The organism is Muricoccus radiodurans, from assembly GCF_050154705.1.
Taxonomy (GTDB): domain Bacteria; phylum Pseudomonadota; class Alphaproteobacteria; order Acetobacterales; family Acetobacteraceae; genus Roseomonas; species Roseomonas radiodurans.
On the sequence record NZ_CP189561.1, the window covers coordinates 716,298 to 732,425 of the forward strand.

13 protein-coding genes are annotated in these 16,128 nt (G+C 72.9%); 8 read left to right on the plus strand and 5 right to left on the minus strand.

Annotated elements, in window-relative coordinates:
• Positions 1 to 1,353, minus strand: a complete 1,353-nt coding sequence (gene ugpB, locus ACP6CK_RS03565; RefSeq protein WP_426957392.1) for a sn-glycerol-3-phosphate ABC transporter substrate-binding protein UgpB — start codon at positions 1,351 to 1,353, stop codon at positions 1 to 3.
• Between the two features lie 189 nt (positions 1,354 to 1,542).
• On the opposite strand from ugpB, the gene ACP6CK_RS03570 reads away from it, so the two are divergent.
• From ACP6CK_RS03570 to pcaF, 5 genes are all read left to right on the plus strand, one after another.
• A complete protein-coding gene (locus ACP6CK_RS03570; RefSeq protein ID WP_426957393.1) occupies positions 1,543 to 2,700 on the plus strand; it encodes an MFS transporter in 1,158 nt (385 codons plus the stop codon).
• 121 nt (positions 2,701 to 2,821) lie between these two features.
• A complete protein-coding gene (locus tag ACP6CK_RS03575) occupies positions 2,822 to 3,433 on the plus strand; it encodes an RNA polymerase sigma factor (RefSeq protein ID WP_426957394.1) in 612 nt (203 codons plus the stop codon).
• Positions 3,430 to 4,089, plus strand: coding sequence for an NrsF family protein (locus ACP6CK_RS03580; RefSeq protein WP_426957395.1), 660 nt, complete (start codon positions 3,430 to 3,432; stop codon positions 4,087 to 4,089). Before ACP6CK_RS03575 ends, ACP6CK_RS03580 begins: the two co-directional genes overlap by 4 nt.
• Before the next feature lie 60 nt (positions 4,090 to 4,149).
• Positions 4,150 to 4,671, plus strand: coding sequence for a hypothetical protein (locus ACP6CK_RS03585; protein WP_426957396.1), 522 nt, complete (start codon positions 4,150 to 4,152; stop codon positions 4,669 to 4,671).
• Positions 4,672 to 4,874: 203 nt separating this feature from the next.
• On the plus strand, positions 4,875 to 6,083 hold the full coding sequence (gene pcaF, locus ACP6CK_RS03590; protein WP_426957397.1) for a 3-oxoadipyl-CoA thiolase: 1,209 nt from the start codon (positions 4,875 to 4,877) through the stop codon (positions 6,081 to 6,083).
• A gap of 100 nt (positions 6,084 to 6,183) precedes the next feature.
• Here the strand turns inward: pcaF and ACP6CK_RS03595 are convergent, their stop codons facing one another.
• From ACP6CK_RS03595 to ACP6CK_RS03605, 3 genes are read right to left on the minus strand one after another with little or no spacing between them, the layout of a single operon-like run.
• Complete coding sequence (locus ACP6CK_RS03595) at positions 6,184 to 8,292, minus strand: DUF6212 domain-containing protein (protein WP_426957398.1); 2,109 nt, start codon at positions 8,290 to 8,292, stop codon at positions 6,184 to 6,186.
• On the minus strand, positions 8,289 to 10,865 hold the full coding sequence (locus tag ACP6CK_RS03600; RefSeq protein WP_426957399.1) for a glycosyltransferase: 2,577 nt from the start codon (positions 10,863 to 10,865) through the stop codon (positions 8,289 to 8,291). The genes ACP6CK_RS03595 and ACP6CK_RS03600 overlap by 4 nt, the downstream gene beginning before the upstream one ends.
• A 30-nt stretch (positions 10,866 to 10,895) precedes the next feature.
• The gene (locus tag ACP6CK_RS03605; protein ID WP_426957400.1) at positions 10,896 to 12,062 is read right to left on the minus strand and encodes a glycosyltransferase family 4 protein; all 1,167 of its coding nucleotides are present in this window, start codon (positions 12,060 to 12,062) and stop codon (positions 10,896 to 10,898) included.
• Between the two features lie 143 nt (positions 12,063 to 12,205).
• On the opposite strand from ACP6CK_RS03605, the gene galE reads away from it, so the two are divergent.
• The 3 genes from galE to ACP6CK_RS03620 are packed head-to-tail and all read left to right on the plus strand — an operon-like array spanning position 12,206 to position 15,374.
• Positions 12,206 to 13,207, plus strand: a complete 1,002-nt coding sequence (gene galE, locus ACP6CK_RS03610) for a UDP-glucose 4-epimerase GalE (protein WP_426957401.1) — start codon at positions 12,206 to 12,208, stop codon at positions 13,205 to 13,207.
• A gap of 12 nt (positions 13,208 to 13,219) precedes the next feature.
• Positions 13,220 to 14,260, plus strand: coding sequence for a glycosyltransferase family 4 protein (locus tag ACP6CK_RS03615; protein ID WP_426957402.1), 1,041 nt, complete (start codon positions 13,220 to 13,222; stop codon positions 14,258 to 14,260).
• Positions 14,253 to 15,374: a hypothetical protein gene (locus ACP6CK_RS03620; RefSeq protein ID WP_426957403.1), complete on the plus strand. Its 1,122-nt coding sequence runs from the start codon at positions 14,253 to 14,255 to the stop codon at positions 15,372 to 15,374. Before ACP6CK_RS03615 ends, ACP6CK_RS03620 begins: the two co-directional genes overlap by 8 nt.
• On the opposite strand, the gene ACP6CK_RS03625 is transcribed toward ACP6CK_RS03620, so the two are convergent.
• Entirely contained in the window at positions 15,371 to 16,126 is a 756-nt protein-coding gene (locus ACP6CK_RS03625) for a hypothetical protein (protein WP_426957404.1), read from the minus strand. The two genes, ACP6CK_RS03620 and ACP6CK_RS03625, sit on opposite strands and share 4 nt — an antisense overlap.
• Positions 16,127 to 16,128 lie beyond the last annotated feature (2 nt).

A 16,128-nucleotide genomic window follows, 5' to 3' on the forward strand; every position in this document is an offset into this window, starting at 1 on the left:
CTAGTTCCCGCGGTTCGTGCGCTCGAAGTTGCGGAGCACCTGATTTCCGCGGGTCTGCGCGTTCACCAGCGCCTGGTCCGCGGTCTGCCCGCCCTGGAAGGCTCGCTCCATCTCCTCCTGGATGATGTTGCGGATTTCCACCAGCCCGCCGAGGCGGATGCCGCGGGTGTTCTCCGTCGTCTGGCCGCCCCCGCGCAGAAGCTGCTCGATGGACACGTCGGCGCCCGGGTTCTCCCGGTAGTAGCCGGCATCGCGCAGCGACTGGTAGGCGCGCAGCGAGATCGGCAGGTTGCCCGTATCTTGGTGCCACTTCGCCGCGACCTCCGGCCGGGCGATGTAGCGGAAGAACTCGGCCACGCCGCGCAGCTCCTCGGCGGAGCGGGGGGCGTTGGGGCCGCGGTTCATCACCCAGAAGGCGGCACCGCCGATGATGGAGTTCCGCGGCGCGCCCTGAACGTCGTCATAATAGGGCAGCATGGCCGTGCCCCAGTCGAACCGCGCCTCGCGCACCACCCGGCCCCGGAAGGCGGACGAGGTGAACATGATCGCGCACTCGCCCGAGGGGAAGAGTGCCTCGCCGGCGGTGTCGCGGCCACCGTAGCGGAACAGGCCGTCGCGCTGCCAGGTCACCAGGTTGTTCAGATGGCGGCGGACGAGCGGGTTGTTGATCGCCAGTTCCGCGTTCAGCCCGCCGAACCCATTCGCCTGGGTGGCGAGCGGCACGTTATGGATGGCGCTCAGCTGCTCGATCATCAGCCAGGTCGGCCAAGCCGTGGACATCGGGCAGGCATGGCCCGATTCCTTCAGCCGCCGTGCCGCCTGCTCGACTCCCTGCCAGGTGGCCGGGAACTCGTCCGGGTTCAGCCCGGCGCGGCGGAAGGCGTCCTTGTTGTACCAGGCAACGGCCGTGCTGGAGTTGAAGGGCATCGCCATCATCCGGCCGTCCGGCAGGCTGTAGTAGCCGCGCACGGGGGCGAGGATGTCGTTGAAGTCGATCTGCACGCCCGTCTCGGACAGAAGCTCGTGCACGGGCTTGATGGCCCGGCCGGCCGACATCATCGTGCCCGTGCCGACCTCGAACATCTGGACGATGTGCGGCGCGGTGCCGGCGCGGAAGGCAGCGATCGCGGACACCATCGTCTCGGTATACGAGCCGCGGAAGGTCGGCACCACGCGATAGCGGTTCTGGCTCGCGTTGAAGTCGGCCGCGATCGCGTCCAGCAGGCCGCCATTCGGCTGGCTGAGCCCGTGCCAGAACTGGATCTCCACCGGCTGCTGCGCGCGGGCGGGAGCCCATCCCAGCGCAAGACTGGCCAGCGCAAGCGCGCCGGCCATGATGGAACGTCGCCGCATAAAGGTAGCCTCCCCTGTCCGAACGGTGCCGCGTGCTACCGGCCCGATGTTGCGGACAGCTTACAGGACGGGGACAGATTTGTGGAAGGTCCGGGACGTCCTTGTGGAAGGCCGGGCATTGCACGGACCCCGTCACCGCCGCTTGATGGCGGGCGTGCCCCAGCTTCCCACCCCCGCCCGATGAGTACGATGGCCGGACGGCGCCGCGTGATCGGCGCGATCGGGGTCACCCAGACGCTTGCCTGGGCGGCCTCCTACTACCTGCCGGCCATCGTGGCGGTGCCGATGGCACGCGATTTCGGCCTCCCACCCAGCGCGGTCTTCGCCGCCTTCTCCGCGGCGCTGCTGCTGACGGCCGTCCTGGGGCCGGCCGTGGGCCGGGTCATCGACCGGCGCGGCGGGCGGGGCGTGCTGGCGCTCTCGAACCTCGCCTTCGCGACAGGCTTGGTCATCCTGGCGGCCGCGCCCACCGGATGGCCCTCGGTGCTCTTCCTCGGCTGGGGAGTGCTGGGGCTCGGCATGGCTCTCGGCCTCTACGATCCTGCCTTTGCGACCTTGACCGGGCTCTACGGGCGGGACGCGCGGGGAGCTATCACCGGCGTGACTCTCATGGCCGGATTCGCGAGCACGATCGGGTGGCCCCTGACCACGCTCATGACGGAGGCCCTTGGCTGGCGCGGTGCCTGTCTGGGCTGGGCCGCCTCGCAGATCGTGATCGCGCTGCCGCTCCATCTGCTGGCGGTTCCGCCCGCGCCGCCCCCGGCCCCCGCCGCCGCCTCTCCCGGCGCGGGGGAGGTTCCCGCGAGCTGGGGCGCGATGGCGCTGCTTGCCCTGGCCATGGCGGGAACGGGCTTCAACACCTCGGCCATGGCGGCGCACCTGCCGGGGCTGCTGTCCCAGGCCGGCGCCTCACCGGACGGGGCGCTCCTCGCCGCCAGCCTCGTGGGGCCGATGCAGGTGGCCGCTCGGCTGGTGGAGTTCGGGCTCCTCGGCCAGGTCCACCCGCTGGTCACGGGCCGGCTGGCGGCGGCGGCACATCCCCTCGCGGCGGCGCTGCTCGGTCTCGGCGCGGGGCCGGTCGTCTTCGCCGTGATCCACGGCTCGGCGAACGGGCTGCTCACCATCGTGCGCGGGACGCTGCCGCTCGCGCTCTTCGGACCGCGTGGCTACGGGGCGCGGCAGGGGATGATCCTCGCGCCGATGCGCCTGATCCAGGCGGTCGCGCCGCTCGCCTTCGGCCTCGCCCTGGAGCGCGCCGGGCTCGGAGCGCTCTGGGTCTTCGCGGCCGTGGGAGCGATCAGCCTGGCAGCGCTGCTGGTGTTGCGGCCGCGAGCCGAGACCCCCTGAGCATTCGCAGCGTTCGGGCCGCCAGAAGAGGCGCAGAGGGTGAGGGCGGTGACGGCCGGAGCCGAACTCGTCCACGGCGGCTCTCGCGTAACCTTTTCGCCCGCGATGCGAAGCCGGTTGCATGACCGCCCTGCCTCCGCCCCAATGGACGCGCTCCCCGGCCAGCACCCTGGCGCGCGGGAGGGAGGCGCCGCGGCTGGATCCGGACCGGCAATGGGAGGGCTGGATGGCTGCTGCCCAGGCCGGCGACCAGCGGGCGTATGACCAGCTTCTGCGCGCGACGCTGCCGCTGCTGCGCGGGATCTGCCGCCGCCGCCTGCCGATCGCCGCAGAGGTCGAGGACGCCGTACAGGACGCGTTGCTGACGATCCACCGGCTCCGCCACACCTACGACCCGACGCGGCCCTTGCGGCCCTGGGTCGTCGCGATCGCGGACCGGCGTGCGATCGACCGAGCCCGTCGCTCGCGCCACCAAGTCGGCCACCTGCCGCTGGACGAGGCGACCGGCCCCGCGGTGGCGCCGGAGGCCGAGGCCCGGCAGGAGGCCCGCCTCCTCCGGGAGGCGGTGGCCACCCTGCCGAACGCCCAGCGGGTCGCGCTCCGGCTCAGCAAGCTGGAGGAGATGAGCCTGGCGGAAGCGAGCGCCGCGAGCGGCATGAGCGTCGGCGCGCTGAAGGTGGCGACCCACCGGGCCATCGCCTCGCTGCGGCGCCGGCTGGGGGCCTTGACATGAGCGCGCCGGAGGAGCTGATCGGTCGCCTCTCCGCGGGACTGGTACCGGTGCGTCCCATCTCGCCCTGGCGGCGCGGGCTGGCGCTGTCGGGACTCGCGGCGGTGCTGGTGGCGTTGGCCACGGTCATCGCCGGCTTCCGGCCTGACCTGCACTATCGGCTGATGCTGCCGCAGGACGTCATGCAGTGGCTGGCCTCCATCGCGACCGGGGGCCTTGCTCTGCTGGCCGCGGCCATGCTCGCGCAGCCCGACCGCCACCGCGCCTGGGCGCTGCTGCCCCTGCCGGCCGCCGCCGTCTGGATCGGTGCTCTCGGGCTGGGCTGCCTCGGCGACATGGCGCGGCTCGGCCCGGAGGCGATGGAGGTCACCACCTCCTGGGGCTGCCTGCGCTTCATCATCGGGCTGGGACTGCCGCTGACGGTGGTGTCCCTGCTTCTGCTGCGGCACGCCTGGCCGATGAGGGCTGTGCCGGTCGCCGCGCTCGCCGGGCTGGGCGCGGCGGCCTTCTGCTCGGCGGGACTTAGCCTGTTCCACCATCTGGATGCCGCGCTGATGGTCCTGCTCTGGCACGGCATGGCGACTCTGGTGACCGTCGGGCTGGCCGCACTGGTCGGCCGGGCGCTGCCGCGGGCCATTCAGGGCTCGCGGGAGGCCTGACGCACCGGACGTGTCCGACCGCTTCCCCGTTGGGGCTCACCCCGCGATCCTCGGAGCGCCATGCCCGAAACCCTGAGCCGGATGCTGGTTGCCGCCGAGGTGATGCTCATCGCGGTGCCCGCGTCTCTGGTGGTCCTGTCCTTCGCGCTGCCCGCAGCCTTCGTCCTCACGCCCGTAGCGTTGCTGGGCCTTGTCCAGACCGTGCTGGCGGGCGGTCCCCGAATGGGTCAGGACCTTTGGACCGGTGCGGGGGTGCTCATGATGGCGCTGACGGGCGTCTGCGCCGTGGGGGCGTTCCTGGTCTTCCTCGCCCTGGCCGGCCGCTTCGTCCTGCTCGGACGCGGAGGGCTGGCCGGGTGTTCCAGCCTGGCGCGCCTGGCCGTGCTTCTCGCCCTGCCGCCGATCCTGCTGTCCAGCCTTCCCCGCATGGTGGAAGCGTGGTCCGTGTCGCCCATCGATCCGGATCGCGTGGCGGCGGCCGCGGTGTTCGGTGGCATCCCGCTGCTCATCCCGGCGATTCATCTGCTGCTGGAACTCCGCGCCTCAAGGCAGACACGTCCCGCACCCTTCGCGGAGGATTGAGGTTCGCGACGGTCCGGGCTCACCGAGGCGGATCCAGGCTCGCCGGTTCCGCGGCAGCCACTCTCGCCCGGGCCGGCCGCCCCCCACGAGCCGACATCCTGAGCCGGCACCCGTAAAGGCGGGGTAGCCGAATGCGGCTTGCCGACCGCGGCGTTTCGGGGTTTCTCCCGGCCGACGGCAAGGTTTGCCCGGGGAGATACGTCATGGCCGAGGCCTTCATCTGCGATGCCGCCCGCACGCCCATCGGCCGCTATGCCGGCGGGCTTTCCGCCGTGCGGGCAGACGACCTCGGCGCCGTGCCGATGAAGGCGCTGATGGCGCGCAACCCGGGCGTGGACTGGGCCCGGCTGGACGACGTGATCTATGGCTGCGCGAACCAGGCTGGCGAGGACAACCGCAACGTCGCCCGGATGGCCCTGCTGCTGGCCGGCCTGCCGGACACGATCGGCGGCAGCACGGTGAACCGGCTCTGCGGCTCGGGCATGGATGCGGTCGGCATCGCCGCCCGCGCCATCAAGGCCGGCGAGGCGAACTTCATGATGGCCGGCGGCGTCGAGAGCATGACCCGCGCACCCTTTGTCATGGGAAAGAGCGCCGAGGCTTTCGGCCGCACCGCTGAGATCTTCGACACGACGATCGGCTGGCGCTTCGTGAACGCGAAGATGAAGGCGGCGCACGGAACCGACTCCATGCCGGAGACGGCGGAGAACGTCGCGCAAGACTTCCAGGTCTCGCGCGCCGACCAGGACGCCTTCGCCCTGCGGTCCCAGCAGCGGGCGGGTGCCGCGCAGAAGGCCGGTCGCTTCGCCGAGGAGATCGTGCCCGTCGAGATCCCTCGCCGGAAGGGCGACCCCGTGGTGGTGAGCGCGGACGAGCACCTGCGCCCGGACACGACCGCCGAGGCGCTGGCCAAGCTCCCCACCCCCTTCCGGAAAGAGGGCGGCTCGGTGACCGCCGGCAACGCCTCCGGCGTGAATGACGGCGCCTGCGCCATCCTGATCGCGACGGAGGAGGAGGCGCGCCGGCACGGCCTCACGCCGCGCGCCCGCGTCGTGGCCGCGGCCACCGCCGGCGTGCCGCCGCGCATCATGGGCTTCGGCCCCGCACCCGCTACGCGCAAGGTTCTGGAGAAGGCGGGCCTGAAGCTCTCCGACATCGACGTGATCGAGCTGAACGAGGCCTTCGCGGCCCAGGCGCTGGCCGTGACCCGCGACCTCGGCCTGCCCGATGACGCGGAGCATGTGAACCCGAATGGCGGCGCGATCGCGCTCGGCCATCCGCTCGGGATGAGCGGCGCGCGCCTGGTGCAGACGGCGGTTCATGAGCTGCACCGGCGCGGCGGGCGCTACGCGCTCTGCACCATGTGCATCGGCGTCGGCCAGGGCATCGCCATGGTGATCGAGCGGGTCTGAGCGGGACCGTCCCGCCCGGGAGGCGTCCTGGCCGGCGGCGGTCCGGCCGGGCGCTCCGGCTTGAGTGTCTTTCCGCTTCGCCGCCCCGCGGCGCTCCGCGTCAGGCGGGGGAACTCACGGGGCGGGACGCCGGGCGGCCCGCCTCCTGCACGGCGCGTGCGGCCTGCACCCAGCGCGCGACGTCGGGCGTCGGCATGGAAGCCTCCCGCGCCGCCGCCTCGGCGGCCGCCGGCAGAACGGTCAGCAGACCCTGCATCATCGCCGCATCCCGTTCATCCGTGATGCGATCGAGGAAGTCGGGCAACTCCTCGCGCGTGATCCGGAGAAAGGGCCCGAAGCGGTCGCTGCCGGTGCCCAGCCAGTCCTGGAAGCTGGCCGGCCAGCCGGCCGCCTTGCGGAACTCAAGGCTCGGCTTCGTGTCCTTCATCGCGAGCTTCACTCGCACGCTCGGCCAGCGCTGCGGACCGCGGGCGAGGCCGACAACGGTCATGTCCAGGTGCTCGTAGGAGGCGCCGGGAAGGTGCTGGTGCAGCCGCACCGTCTCGTGCCGCGCCGGGATCGGCGCGCGGGTGGCCGGGGCGGCCGTGTAAGCACCCGGAGCGGACGTCGGCATTCCCGTTGCCGTCGACGCGGGCACCGGAGCCGCCGCACCGGTCTCCGCGGCCGTGACCGGCCGGGGCGGCGGCGCGGGCGCGGACGGAGCGGCTGACACCCGCGGCAGGGAGACCATGATGGGCGGCGGCGGCGCCGGGTCGGGCAGAGTGGCGCGCCGGGCCGTGGCCGGCGCGCCCTCGGCCCGCGAGGCTTCGAGGGTCACCTGAGAGACTTCCGCTGTGGCGGCTCCATGCGCCTCTGCGCGTAGGCCGATTGCCAGCTGCACACGGCCCCCGCTCGCTGCCGGAAGGTTCAAGACGAGCTCGGTCCCCGGCGCGACGAGATCCCGCCAGCCGGTGCCGGCAGAGTTCCCGTCCAGCCGGTCGAACGACGCAACATCCGGCAGTCTGGCGCCGACGGGGTGCACCCAGGCCGCCACCGCACCGCCCTCAGGCCCTGCCGGCGAGACGAGGACGCGGAGCCGATCCATCCCCGGTGCGTGAAGATGTGGCAGGAGGATCACCGCATGTCCGCCGGCCGCGGCGCGAAGCACGGGGCGTGGCTCCTCTTCACCGAGGGCCGCGAGCGGCGCGTCTCCCGCCAGCACCGCGGCGCCGTTCCAGGCCGCAGGCGGCAGGCTGTGCGGCACGCCGGCGGCGGCCAGTGAGAGCCCGACCTCCTCCGGGTCCCAGAAGCGGGGCAGGAGGTAACGGCTGCCGGGCTCGCCGGACCAGGCGCGCAGGGCAAGGGGATGGGACCCCTCCAGGCCGGCCCAGCGGGGATCCAGGGACAGGGCGGGCGCGGTCTCACCCTCGGAGGTGATCTCAACGATGGCGGTCTCGCGCAGGGCCGGCAGCGGCGTCGGAAGGTCGAGCAGAAGCCAGCCAGGGGCGAGCGAGGCGTGGTGGATCAGCCAGGAACCGGCGACCCGCCCGCTTTCGCCCCCGAGAAGACGCAGGCGCAGCGTCCCCGGCGTGGACGGCACGGAGGCGACGTGCACCGCGAGCGCCGCCAGCCCGGCGAGCATGACGCCCGGTTCGGCTTGCAGGCGGAGCGGATCACCCTGCAATGCCGCGGCGGTACCGTCGCCCGCCTCGCCGTCGAGCACGAGGCGCAGCGGGCAAGGTGGCAGGTGGGCGAGACGGCGCGCCATGTCCGCCGCAGCCATCCGCGTCTCCTCCAGCTCCAGGCGGAGGGCGGTGAGGGCGCCGTCCAGCGCCGCCTCCCGGGCGGTGGCCTCGGCCAGCACGCCGGTGAGGCGGCCCAGCAGCATCGGCATGGCGGTCGCGCCGGAGGTCGCCAGCAGCAGGGGCGGGGCGGGGAGGCCGGAGGCCTCCGACCACCAGCCGAGCAGCGCCGCGCTGCGCACCCGTTCCGTGGCGACGATCGCGATGACGGAGACGGGCGGCGTCGGAAGGTCCTCCGCCGTCTCCGGGTCCGGAGCGGACTGGCCGAGAGGATGAAGGAGTGTCACTGCCCCGCGGACCGCCGCGACCCAGACGTCGAGGCTGTCGGTGCCGAGGGCGGCCGCGTCGGGCAGGCCCTCGGCCACGAGCACGGCGGGGCGGGCGCCGGTCAGGCGGGGAAGGTCGATGGCGGCGGCGCGGACGATCACGCGTCGGGGATCCTCTCCAGTAGGGTCATCCAGGGGGTCATGTGGGCCGCCCAGTCCCCGGCGCCCGCGGCGCGGGACGCTGCCGCGCGGGCCATTGCGCGGCGCGAGGCGGGATCGCGGGCGAGCGAGAGCAGGGCATCCGCCACGGCGACTGCGACCTCCGCGTCACTCCCACGGGACGGGACGAGCCGCCCGTCCACGCCGTCCGTGATCTGCTCGCGCAGGGCGCCCGTGTCGGTGGCGACCGGGATGCAGCCGAAGCGCTGCGCCTCCAGCACCGTCAGCGGGGCACCCTCGAAGCGGGAGGGAAGGACCAGCACATCCGCCCAGGCAAAGAGCGTGTCGAGACCGGCCGGGCCGGCCGGCGGCGGCTCGACCGGCGCGCCGGGGTCGGTCGCGGCATCGAGTACCGCGCGGCCAACGACCCGCCACTCCACGCCTTCGCGTCCGGTGAAAGCGATGGCGTCTCGCAGCCGGTCCAGCCCTTTCTGCGCGTCCAGCCGCCCGAGGAAGAGCGCGCGCAGCGGACGGCCGGGGTGCTCGGCGCGGGCCGCAAGCGCCTGGGCCACGGCGCCGGGATCGGCGTCGTAGCCCGGTCCGTTCGGGACGATCACGACCTTGCTGTCCGGAATGCCCTGTCCGACGCACCAGTCCCGCAGCGCGCGGGAGACGACCACCACGCCGTCATAGGCGCCCTCGAAGGCGAGCAGCGCCTGGGGGTTGCCGCGCGGAAGCCCGACGGCGTCGCGCTCGACAAGATGCAGCCCGGCAAAGGTCACGACGCCCAGGCCGCGCAGGGCGCCCATCACCGCGTGCGCGGCGAGCGCGTGGGTCGCGAGCACCGCGTGCATCGGCGCCGCGATCCCCGCCAGATCGCGTGCCTCCGCTCCCTCCGCCAGGCCGGGCAGGGCGGCGCCGAGGTGGTGGCGTAGCGTGTCGGCGCCTTCCATGCCTGGTGCGGGCGGGAACTGGACCGTCTCGAAGATGTCCAGCGCGTCCGCGGGCAGGTTCGCCCGGTCGGCACCTGTGAGGATGAGGTGCGGGCGCCAGCCCCGCGCGCGGAGGGCACGCGCGTACTGGACGATGACGCGCTCAACTCCGCCCAGCTCGAAGATCGGGAGCAGGAGGCCGATGTCGCGGCCGCCCTCCGGCGAGAGCCAGGGCAGGACCGCGCCGAGGCCGAGCAGCTCCTTGTAGCCCTCATGCGCCCGTCCGCGGGGGCGGCGCCAGTCCGCGCGCCACTCGCCGGCGTCGGGGTGGCGGTTGCCGAAGACGTTGGACAGGGCCGCGAGTTCCGAACGGGCTTCGGGCAGGACCGCCGGCGGAAGCTCGTGGGCGATGTGATGCGGCAGGACCAGACGCAGCGTCGCCGTCCTCGCCGCGTCGAGCCAGTCCGTGCGCCCTGCCGCCGCGGCCTCGGAGAAGGCCGTGGTGCGAAGCACGAGCAGCGCCGCCTCGGTCTTCGAACCCGCGTTCCGTTCAAGCCGAACCGCGTCATCGTTTCCGGCGGCGATGGTGATCGCGACCGCCTCCGCGCCGCGCAACAGTCGCTGGGTCTGCCAGAGCGCGTTGTGCAGGAGCTTCGTGCGGTTGAGGGCGTCCATCGCGCCATCTGACGCGAACGCAGTGAAGGCTGGCGCGTGGATCGCAGCCGGGCGACGCATTGCCTCGACCAGTCGGCGGCGCATCGCGTCCCGGGTCTCGGGCGGGTGCCGGGAGCGGAGCGGGTCCACCACGAACTCCGCCGCCTCCGAGCCGCTGCGCAACAGCAAGAAGCGTGGGACCTCCGCGGCCTCGAGCGCCAGGAGCGGGCGCGGGCGGATCATAGGGGCGAGCCGCGCGCGCATGCCGCCGAGGATCACCGGCCGCTGCCGCTCGGCGGTCAACCGCATGCTCTCCGCGCGGCGGCGATAGCGGAAACCCGCCAGCGGAACGTGACGACCTCGGAAGCCGGCGGCGGCGGCGCGCAGCCAGAAGTCCCAGTCCTCGAACCCCGAGCGCATCGTCTCGTCGTAGCGCAGCCCGGCCTCGAACACGCTGCGGGCCACGAGGCTGCCGGCGTCACACCCATTCTCCAGCAGGTGGAGGAACAGCGAGTGTTCGCCGGCCGCGGAATAGCTGTCCTCGATCCCGAAATAGTCGAAGTCGGGATAGACCCAGCCCGTTGCCGGTCCGGAGGATTCCAGCAGCCCGGCCGCGCGGGCCAGGAAGTCCGGATGCAGCCGGTTATCGGAATCCAGCATGAACACCGACCGGCAGCCCGGCCAGGCGCGGAGCACGAAGTCAACCCCCGTGTTGCGCGCGGCGCTGAGCCCCCCCTGACGCCGACGCAGCAGATGCACGCGGCCGGGCGCGCGACGCGCGAGGCGCAATGCTGCCTCCCGCGTCTGCGGATAGGGGCAGCCATCATCCACCACGACGGCCGCAACCGCGCGGGGGCCGCGCTGCGCAAGGACAGATTCCACCGCCTCCGGCAGCAGGCCGGGCTGCCCGTGCGCCGGGATCACCACGGCGATCTCCGGCTCAGGAGCGGTCTCGGTCGCGGCGCGCGTCGGGGCGGCGGCCTCTGGCATGCGGGGCGGGGGTCCGGACGGTGCGCGCGGTTATCCCACCCTGCCCGGAGCGTGCCAAGCGGGCCGGTCAGGAGCCATCGCGACGAGCGCGCGAAGCAGCGCGAGGTGATGCGCGGCCATTGCAGCGCCATCGTGCGCCGCGGCCAGGCGGCGTGCAGCCGCGGCCCGCCGCGCCGTCTCCGCGGGATTGGCGAGAAGCGCCTCTAGTGCTTCAGCGAAGGCGACGGGATCTTCGGCAGGCGCGAGCCACGCGAGGCGACCGGGCTCCGGTTCGGCCTCGAGCGCCTGAGGTGTCGCGATCACCGGCAGATCGCAGAGCGCCGCCTCCAGAAAGGTGAGCGGCGCGCCCTCCAGCCGGGACGGCATGAGCAGTGCGTCGGCCGCGCGCAGCAGGGCGGCGGGCCGGGAGGAATGGCCGAGGAGGCGCAGCGGATGTCCGGGCGGTGCCGCACTCTCCAGGGATGCACGCAGCGGCCCGTCGCCAGCGCAGGCGAGGACGGCACCGGGCATGCGGCGCGCGATCGCCTCCGCCATGTCGGGCAGCAGGTCTGCGCCCTTGCCCCGGTCCAGCCGCCCGAGGAACAGCGCGACCCGCGCGCCCGGCGCTAGCCCGAGCGTCGCGTGAAAGGAGAACGGGTCGGCCCGCACCGGGGCGTCCACGCCGTTCGGAACCACCGTTACCGTTCCCCGGGGCAGGCCGAGCTGCTGGGCAAGGCGATGCGCCGTGGGCGTCGCCACGGCGGTCCAGGCGGCGCGCATCCCTCGCGCGATCTCCTGCAGCACCCCGTCGACCCCCGGCGGCGGGTCGTGCGGGACAAGGTGCGCGACGACCAGGGCCGGCAATCCCGTCGCGGCGAGAACCTCCATGACTCCCGCAGCGTGGTCGGGCCAGGGAAGCGGGAGCAGGACCGCATCCGGGGACGCGGCGGCCATCGCCGTGGCGGCGGCCTCCGCCTGGGCCGCCCGGGCGCTCTCGACCAGTCCGCGGCGCCAGGCGAGCCTGGCGGGCAACACCTCCCGCCCCGGACCGCGCAGGCGGTCGAGCAAATCCGGCTCCGCGGCCACGGTGACCGCCACACCCAGGGTCGCCGCGGCATCGCAGAGGCGCAGGGTGTGCGCCTCGGCCCCGCCCATGCGGCCGGAAGGAAGGGGAACGAGGAGGCGCCGCAGCGGCGCGGCGATCGGCGGGGGCATCATACTTGTAAAGATGGATGGTCAATCCCGGCCATCACGTTCCGCGTGCCGTGGCGCCCCGGCCAATCTGGCCGGGGACGATTGTTCGCGCGCCCACCGCACCATAGGTTGCGGCCCGCGGCAAGCCGCGCGGCCGGAGGGTGGGCATGGGGCGATTCCTGGTGACGGGCGGCGCGGGCTATGTCGGCAGCCATGTCGCGCTCGCGCTCCGGGAGCGGGGGGACGAGGTGGTGGTGCTGGACGACCTGCGGCAGGGCCATCGGGCTGCGGTTCCGGCCGGCACTGAACTCGTGGTGGCCGATGCGTCGGACCGGAAGCGCGTGGACGAGATCTTCGCCTCCTGGCGGTTCGACGGGGTGGTCCACCTTGCTGCGATCTCGCTCGTGCCGGAGAGCATGCGCGAGCCGCTGCGTTACATCGGCGAGAACGTCGCGACGACGGTGACGGTCGCGGAGGCGGCGATACGCGCGGGGTGCCGCCGCTTCGTGCTCTCCTCCACCGGCGCTGTGTTCGGGCATCCCGACGCTCTGCCGATCGGGGAGGAGGCGGCGACGAAGCCCGTCTCCCCCTATGGTGAGTCGAAGCTCATGGGCGAGCGCGCGCTGGAATGGGCGGACCGGGCGCATGGCCTGCGCTCCGCCGCGCTGCGCTACTTCAACGCCGCCGGAGCCGATCCCGAAGGGCGCCTCGGCGAGGACCACGACCCGGAAACGCACCTGATCCCGAACGCAGTGAACGCGGCGCTCGGGCTCGGGCCGCCGCTCCTGGTGTACGGCACCGACTACGACACGCCCGACGGCACAGCGGTGCGAGACTACGTGCACGTCACCGATCTTGCGGAGGCGCATCTCCTCGTGCTGGACCGCCTCGCGACCGGGCCATCCTGCCGCTACAACCTCGGCAGTGGGACCGGCTATTCGGTGCGGGAGGTGATCGATGCGGTGGAGCGGATCTCCGGCCGCCCGGTGCCGCACAGCTTCGGTCCGCGCCGGCCCGGGGACCCGCCGACGCTCGTCGCCGCGAATGACCGGTTGTGCCGTGACACGGGCTGGACGCCGCGCCGCGGAAGCCTCGATCAGATCGTCGGCACCGCCTTCGCCTGGCGGGTCGCGCACCCCCGCGGCTATCGCGGCCTCGACGCGGCCTGAGGCGACTCCCGGGTGCGCATCGCCCTGCTGATGAGCCACGCCGACCGCTCGATGGCCGGCGCGCTGCGGGACATGCACTTCATGCGCTCGCTCGCGTTGCTGGGCGCAACCATCGCGGTCTTCCGCATGCATGCGGGGCGGCAAGTGGAAGAGGAGCGCTTCCTCGACGGGTCGGTGTCCGTCACGTTCTGTCCCTCGGACGATCCGGCGCCGATCCCGCACCGGCAGGTCTCGGCCGCGCTCGTCGAGGCGGTTCGGGGCTTCGCGCCCGACGTGATCCTGTTCAAGGGGCTGGGCTACGAGGTGAATGCCCATCTCCATCGGGCTCTCGGCGGCGGCGCGCGCGCAGGCCTCATTGTGGGCGGCGGTGTCTCGGACCCGGTGCTGGATTCGGCGACGTTCGTTTTCGGCGAGTATCCCGCGCAGCTCCGGCGGCACTTCCCCCGGCACGCCGCGGCGGGAACGGGCTTCGTGATGCCGAAATACGTGGACCTGGATCTGGCCGCGGCGCCGGCCGAAGGGCCGGTGCTGCACGACATCGTCAATGTCGGTGGCCTGCACGACAAGCGGAAGAACCAGGCGGACGTGCTGCCGCTCACCGCGCTGGGGCGCGTGGTCCTGGTGGGCGGCGGCAAGCCGACCGAGGCGATGGCGGCGGCGATCAAGGCGGCCGACCGGTCGCGCCTGAAGCTCGCGGGGCGGCTGCCGCAGCCGGACCTCCTGCTCCTCCTCAAGCGCTGCCGGGTCATGGTGCACACCTCCACCATGGACGGGCTGCCGCGGGCGGTGGTGGAAGCCATGGCGTGCGGCCTGCCGGTCGTCGTGTACCGAGACACCATCTATGGCGGCTTCACCGAGGGGCAGCACGGCTTCATGGTTGGCCGCGACGCGCTGCGGCCGGCGGTGGAACTGCTGCTGCGGGAGGAGAAGCTCCGGCGTGCCATGGGCCAGCGCGCCCGTCGCTACGTGCAAGAGCAGCACGGCATTCCGGCGATTGAGCGAACCGCGGCCTCATTCCTGCGATACCTGGCGGGGGCGCGCGCCGATGCCTGACGCTTTCCGCCGGATCGTCTTCACCGGGGACGTCCTGCGGCCCGCCGAGGTCGCCTTCCGCGCCGGTCAGACAGAGAACATCCAGTGGTTCCATCGCCTGTTCCGCGTCCACGCCGCGGAGGCGACGGGCCTTCCCGTCGAGTGCGCCACCTGGGGCGAGGGCTTCGACACCGAGGCTGCCTATGACCACTGGGGCGTGGAGCGGAGTTGGCGCGGCTGGGCAGAGATCTGCGACACCGCGATCGCGCCCGAGGGCGTGCTGCGCGTCTTCGACGAGGCCTATGGTGGAGCCGTCGTCATCGGCTTCGAGCTTTCGGAGACCGCCAAGCGTGTGCTGAGCGTGCTCGGCGTCCCGTTCCTCGATTTCAGCATCCATCCGGTCCGCTTTCTGGACGATGTGTTCTTCGCCATCCAGACGAACGATCCCGCGGTCTTCGAGGCCATGCTGCCCTACCACGCGGAGTCCGCCGGGTTTCACGGCGCGGCGGGGCTGCTCGCGGCATCTGCGCTGAAGTTCCTTCCGAACCTGCGGCTGCAGTCGGACCGGCTGCTCGTGGGGCAGACGCGGGTGGACCGTTCCCTCGTTCGTGGCGGGCGGGTGCTGGACTTGTCCGACTTCGCGACAACGCTGCGCGCGGCGGCAGCACCGACGGGGCGGATCGCGTTCAAGCCGCATCCCTACGCCAGCGGCGATTTCGGCCTTCTGGCGCTCGGCCTACCTTTGGCGGTGGTCGAACGGACCAACGCCAATATTTATGCGCTCCTGGCCAGCGGCGACGTGCGGGAGGTGATCGGCGTTTCCTCCTCCGTGTTGCTGGAGGCGCGCTACTTCGGTGTGCCGGCCCGCTGGCTGCTCGGATCGCCCTTCGACATTCCGGACAGCATCGCCGAGGCGCAGCCTGGGCAGCACCTGAGCGTCGTGGACGCGGCATTCGACGTGGATTTCTGGCGCGAGTGCCTCGCCCCCCTGGTGCCGGTCACGGCGTGCGATGGTCAGCGCTGGCGGCGTCCGCCGAACAGCCTGCGCATGTCCCTGCGGAACTTCTGGGGCTTCAACGAGCTGAGCACCGACTTCATGGTGGCCATCCGCCGGCCGGATGGGCCGGTGCGCTAGTCCCGCTCCACCGTGACGCTGCGCAACCCCACCCCGAGGACTCGCGTGTCCGGGCCCGCGGCGTCGGCGAAGGAGGGACCGAGGAGAACGAGGACGAGGCTGCCATGGCCGCCATCCTCCGGAGCCGTGTAGTCGGCGCCGAGCGTGGCCCGGCTGGGGGCCGCCCGCACGAGCAAGAGCTCCAGCGGTTGCCCGTTCGCGAGAACCGTGATCGCCGATGCATCCAGCGCCGCCTGGAAGGGTGCGACGACGTCCAAGCGGATCATCAGACGCCCGCCGCCGAGGCTTGGGAGGATGATGGAGGCAGCGCGGTCCGTCCCGCTCCAGCGCCAAGATTCCGCCCCCGTACCCTCCGCCGAATGCCAGCCGAAGCCGTGGAAGGCGGGGTCCGCCGCATGCACCGCGACACGTCGGGGAGGCGGGGGAGGGGGTGCCGCCCGGCCCTCGGGAATGTGGCGCAGAGGATCGAGGCTGATCCATTCGCCGCGGCTGCGGCGCGTCTCCAAGGCGGCCTGGGCCGCGGCTTCCGCCCGGGCATCCGCGCGGCCGATCTCGGCAATCAGCGCTTCGGCCAGAGCCCGCAAGGCAGGGTCGCAGACGGCGATGAGGTTCTCGAGCCGGTCCCGGATCGCGCCCGCGCGGGCCCGGGCGGCGGCATCCTCTACCGCGCGGTCGGCGCGGCGCAGCGCGGCGAGGTCGAGCCCGTCGCTAAGGGTTTCGAGCGGAAGGCCGGGCAGGGTCTGGGGCGGCATGG

Coding starts and splice junctions, on each gene's coding strand:
- galE (WP_426957401.1), top strand. CDS start 12,206: ATGGGGCGATTCCTGGTGACGGGCGGCGCGGGCTATGTCGGCAGCCAT.
- ACP6CK_RS03600 (WP_426957399.1), bottom strand. CDS start 10,865: ATGCCAGAGGCCGCCGCCCCGACGCGCGCCGCGACCGAGACCGCTCCT.
- pcaF (WP_426957397.1), top strand. CDS start 4,875: ATGGCCGAGGCCTTCATCTGCGATGCCGCCCGCACGCCCATCGGCCGC.
- ACP6CK_RS03605 (WP_426957400.1), bottom strand. CDS start 12,062: ATGATGCCCCCGCCGATCGCCGCGCCGCTGCGGCGCCTCCTCGTTCCC.
- ACP6CK_RS03620 (WP_426957403.1), top strand. CDS start 14,253: ATGCCTGACGCTTTCCGCCGGATCGTCTTCACCGGGGACGTCCTGCGG.
- ACP6CK_RS03580 (WP_426957395.1), top strand. CDS start 3,430: ATGAGCGCGCCGGAGGAGCTGATCGGTCGCCTCTCCGCGGGACTGGTA.
- ACP6CK_RS03625 (WP_426957404.1), bottom strand. CDS start 16,126: ATGCCGCCCCAGACCCTGCCCGGCCTTCCGCTCGAAACCCTTAGCGAC.
- ACP6CK_RS03575 (WP_426957394.1), top strand. CDS start 2,822: ATGACCGCCCTGCCTCCGCCCCAATGGACGCGCTCCCCGGCCAGCACC.
- ugpB (WP_426957392.1), bottom strand. CDS start 1,353: ATGCGGCGACGTTCCATCATGGCCGGCGCGCTTGCGCTGGCCAGTCTT.
- ACP6CK_RS03570 (WP_426957393.1), top strand. CDS start 1,543: ATGGCCGGACGGCGCCGCGTGATCGGCGCGATCGGGGTCACCCAGACG.
- ACP6CK_RS03585 (WP_426957396.1), top strand. CDS start 4,150: ATGCCCGAAACCCTGAGCCGGATGCTGGTTGCCGCCGAGGTGATGCTC.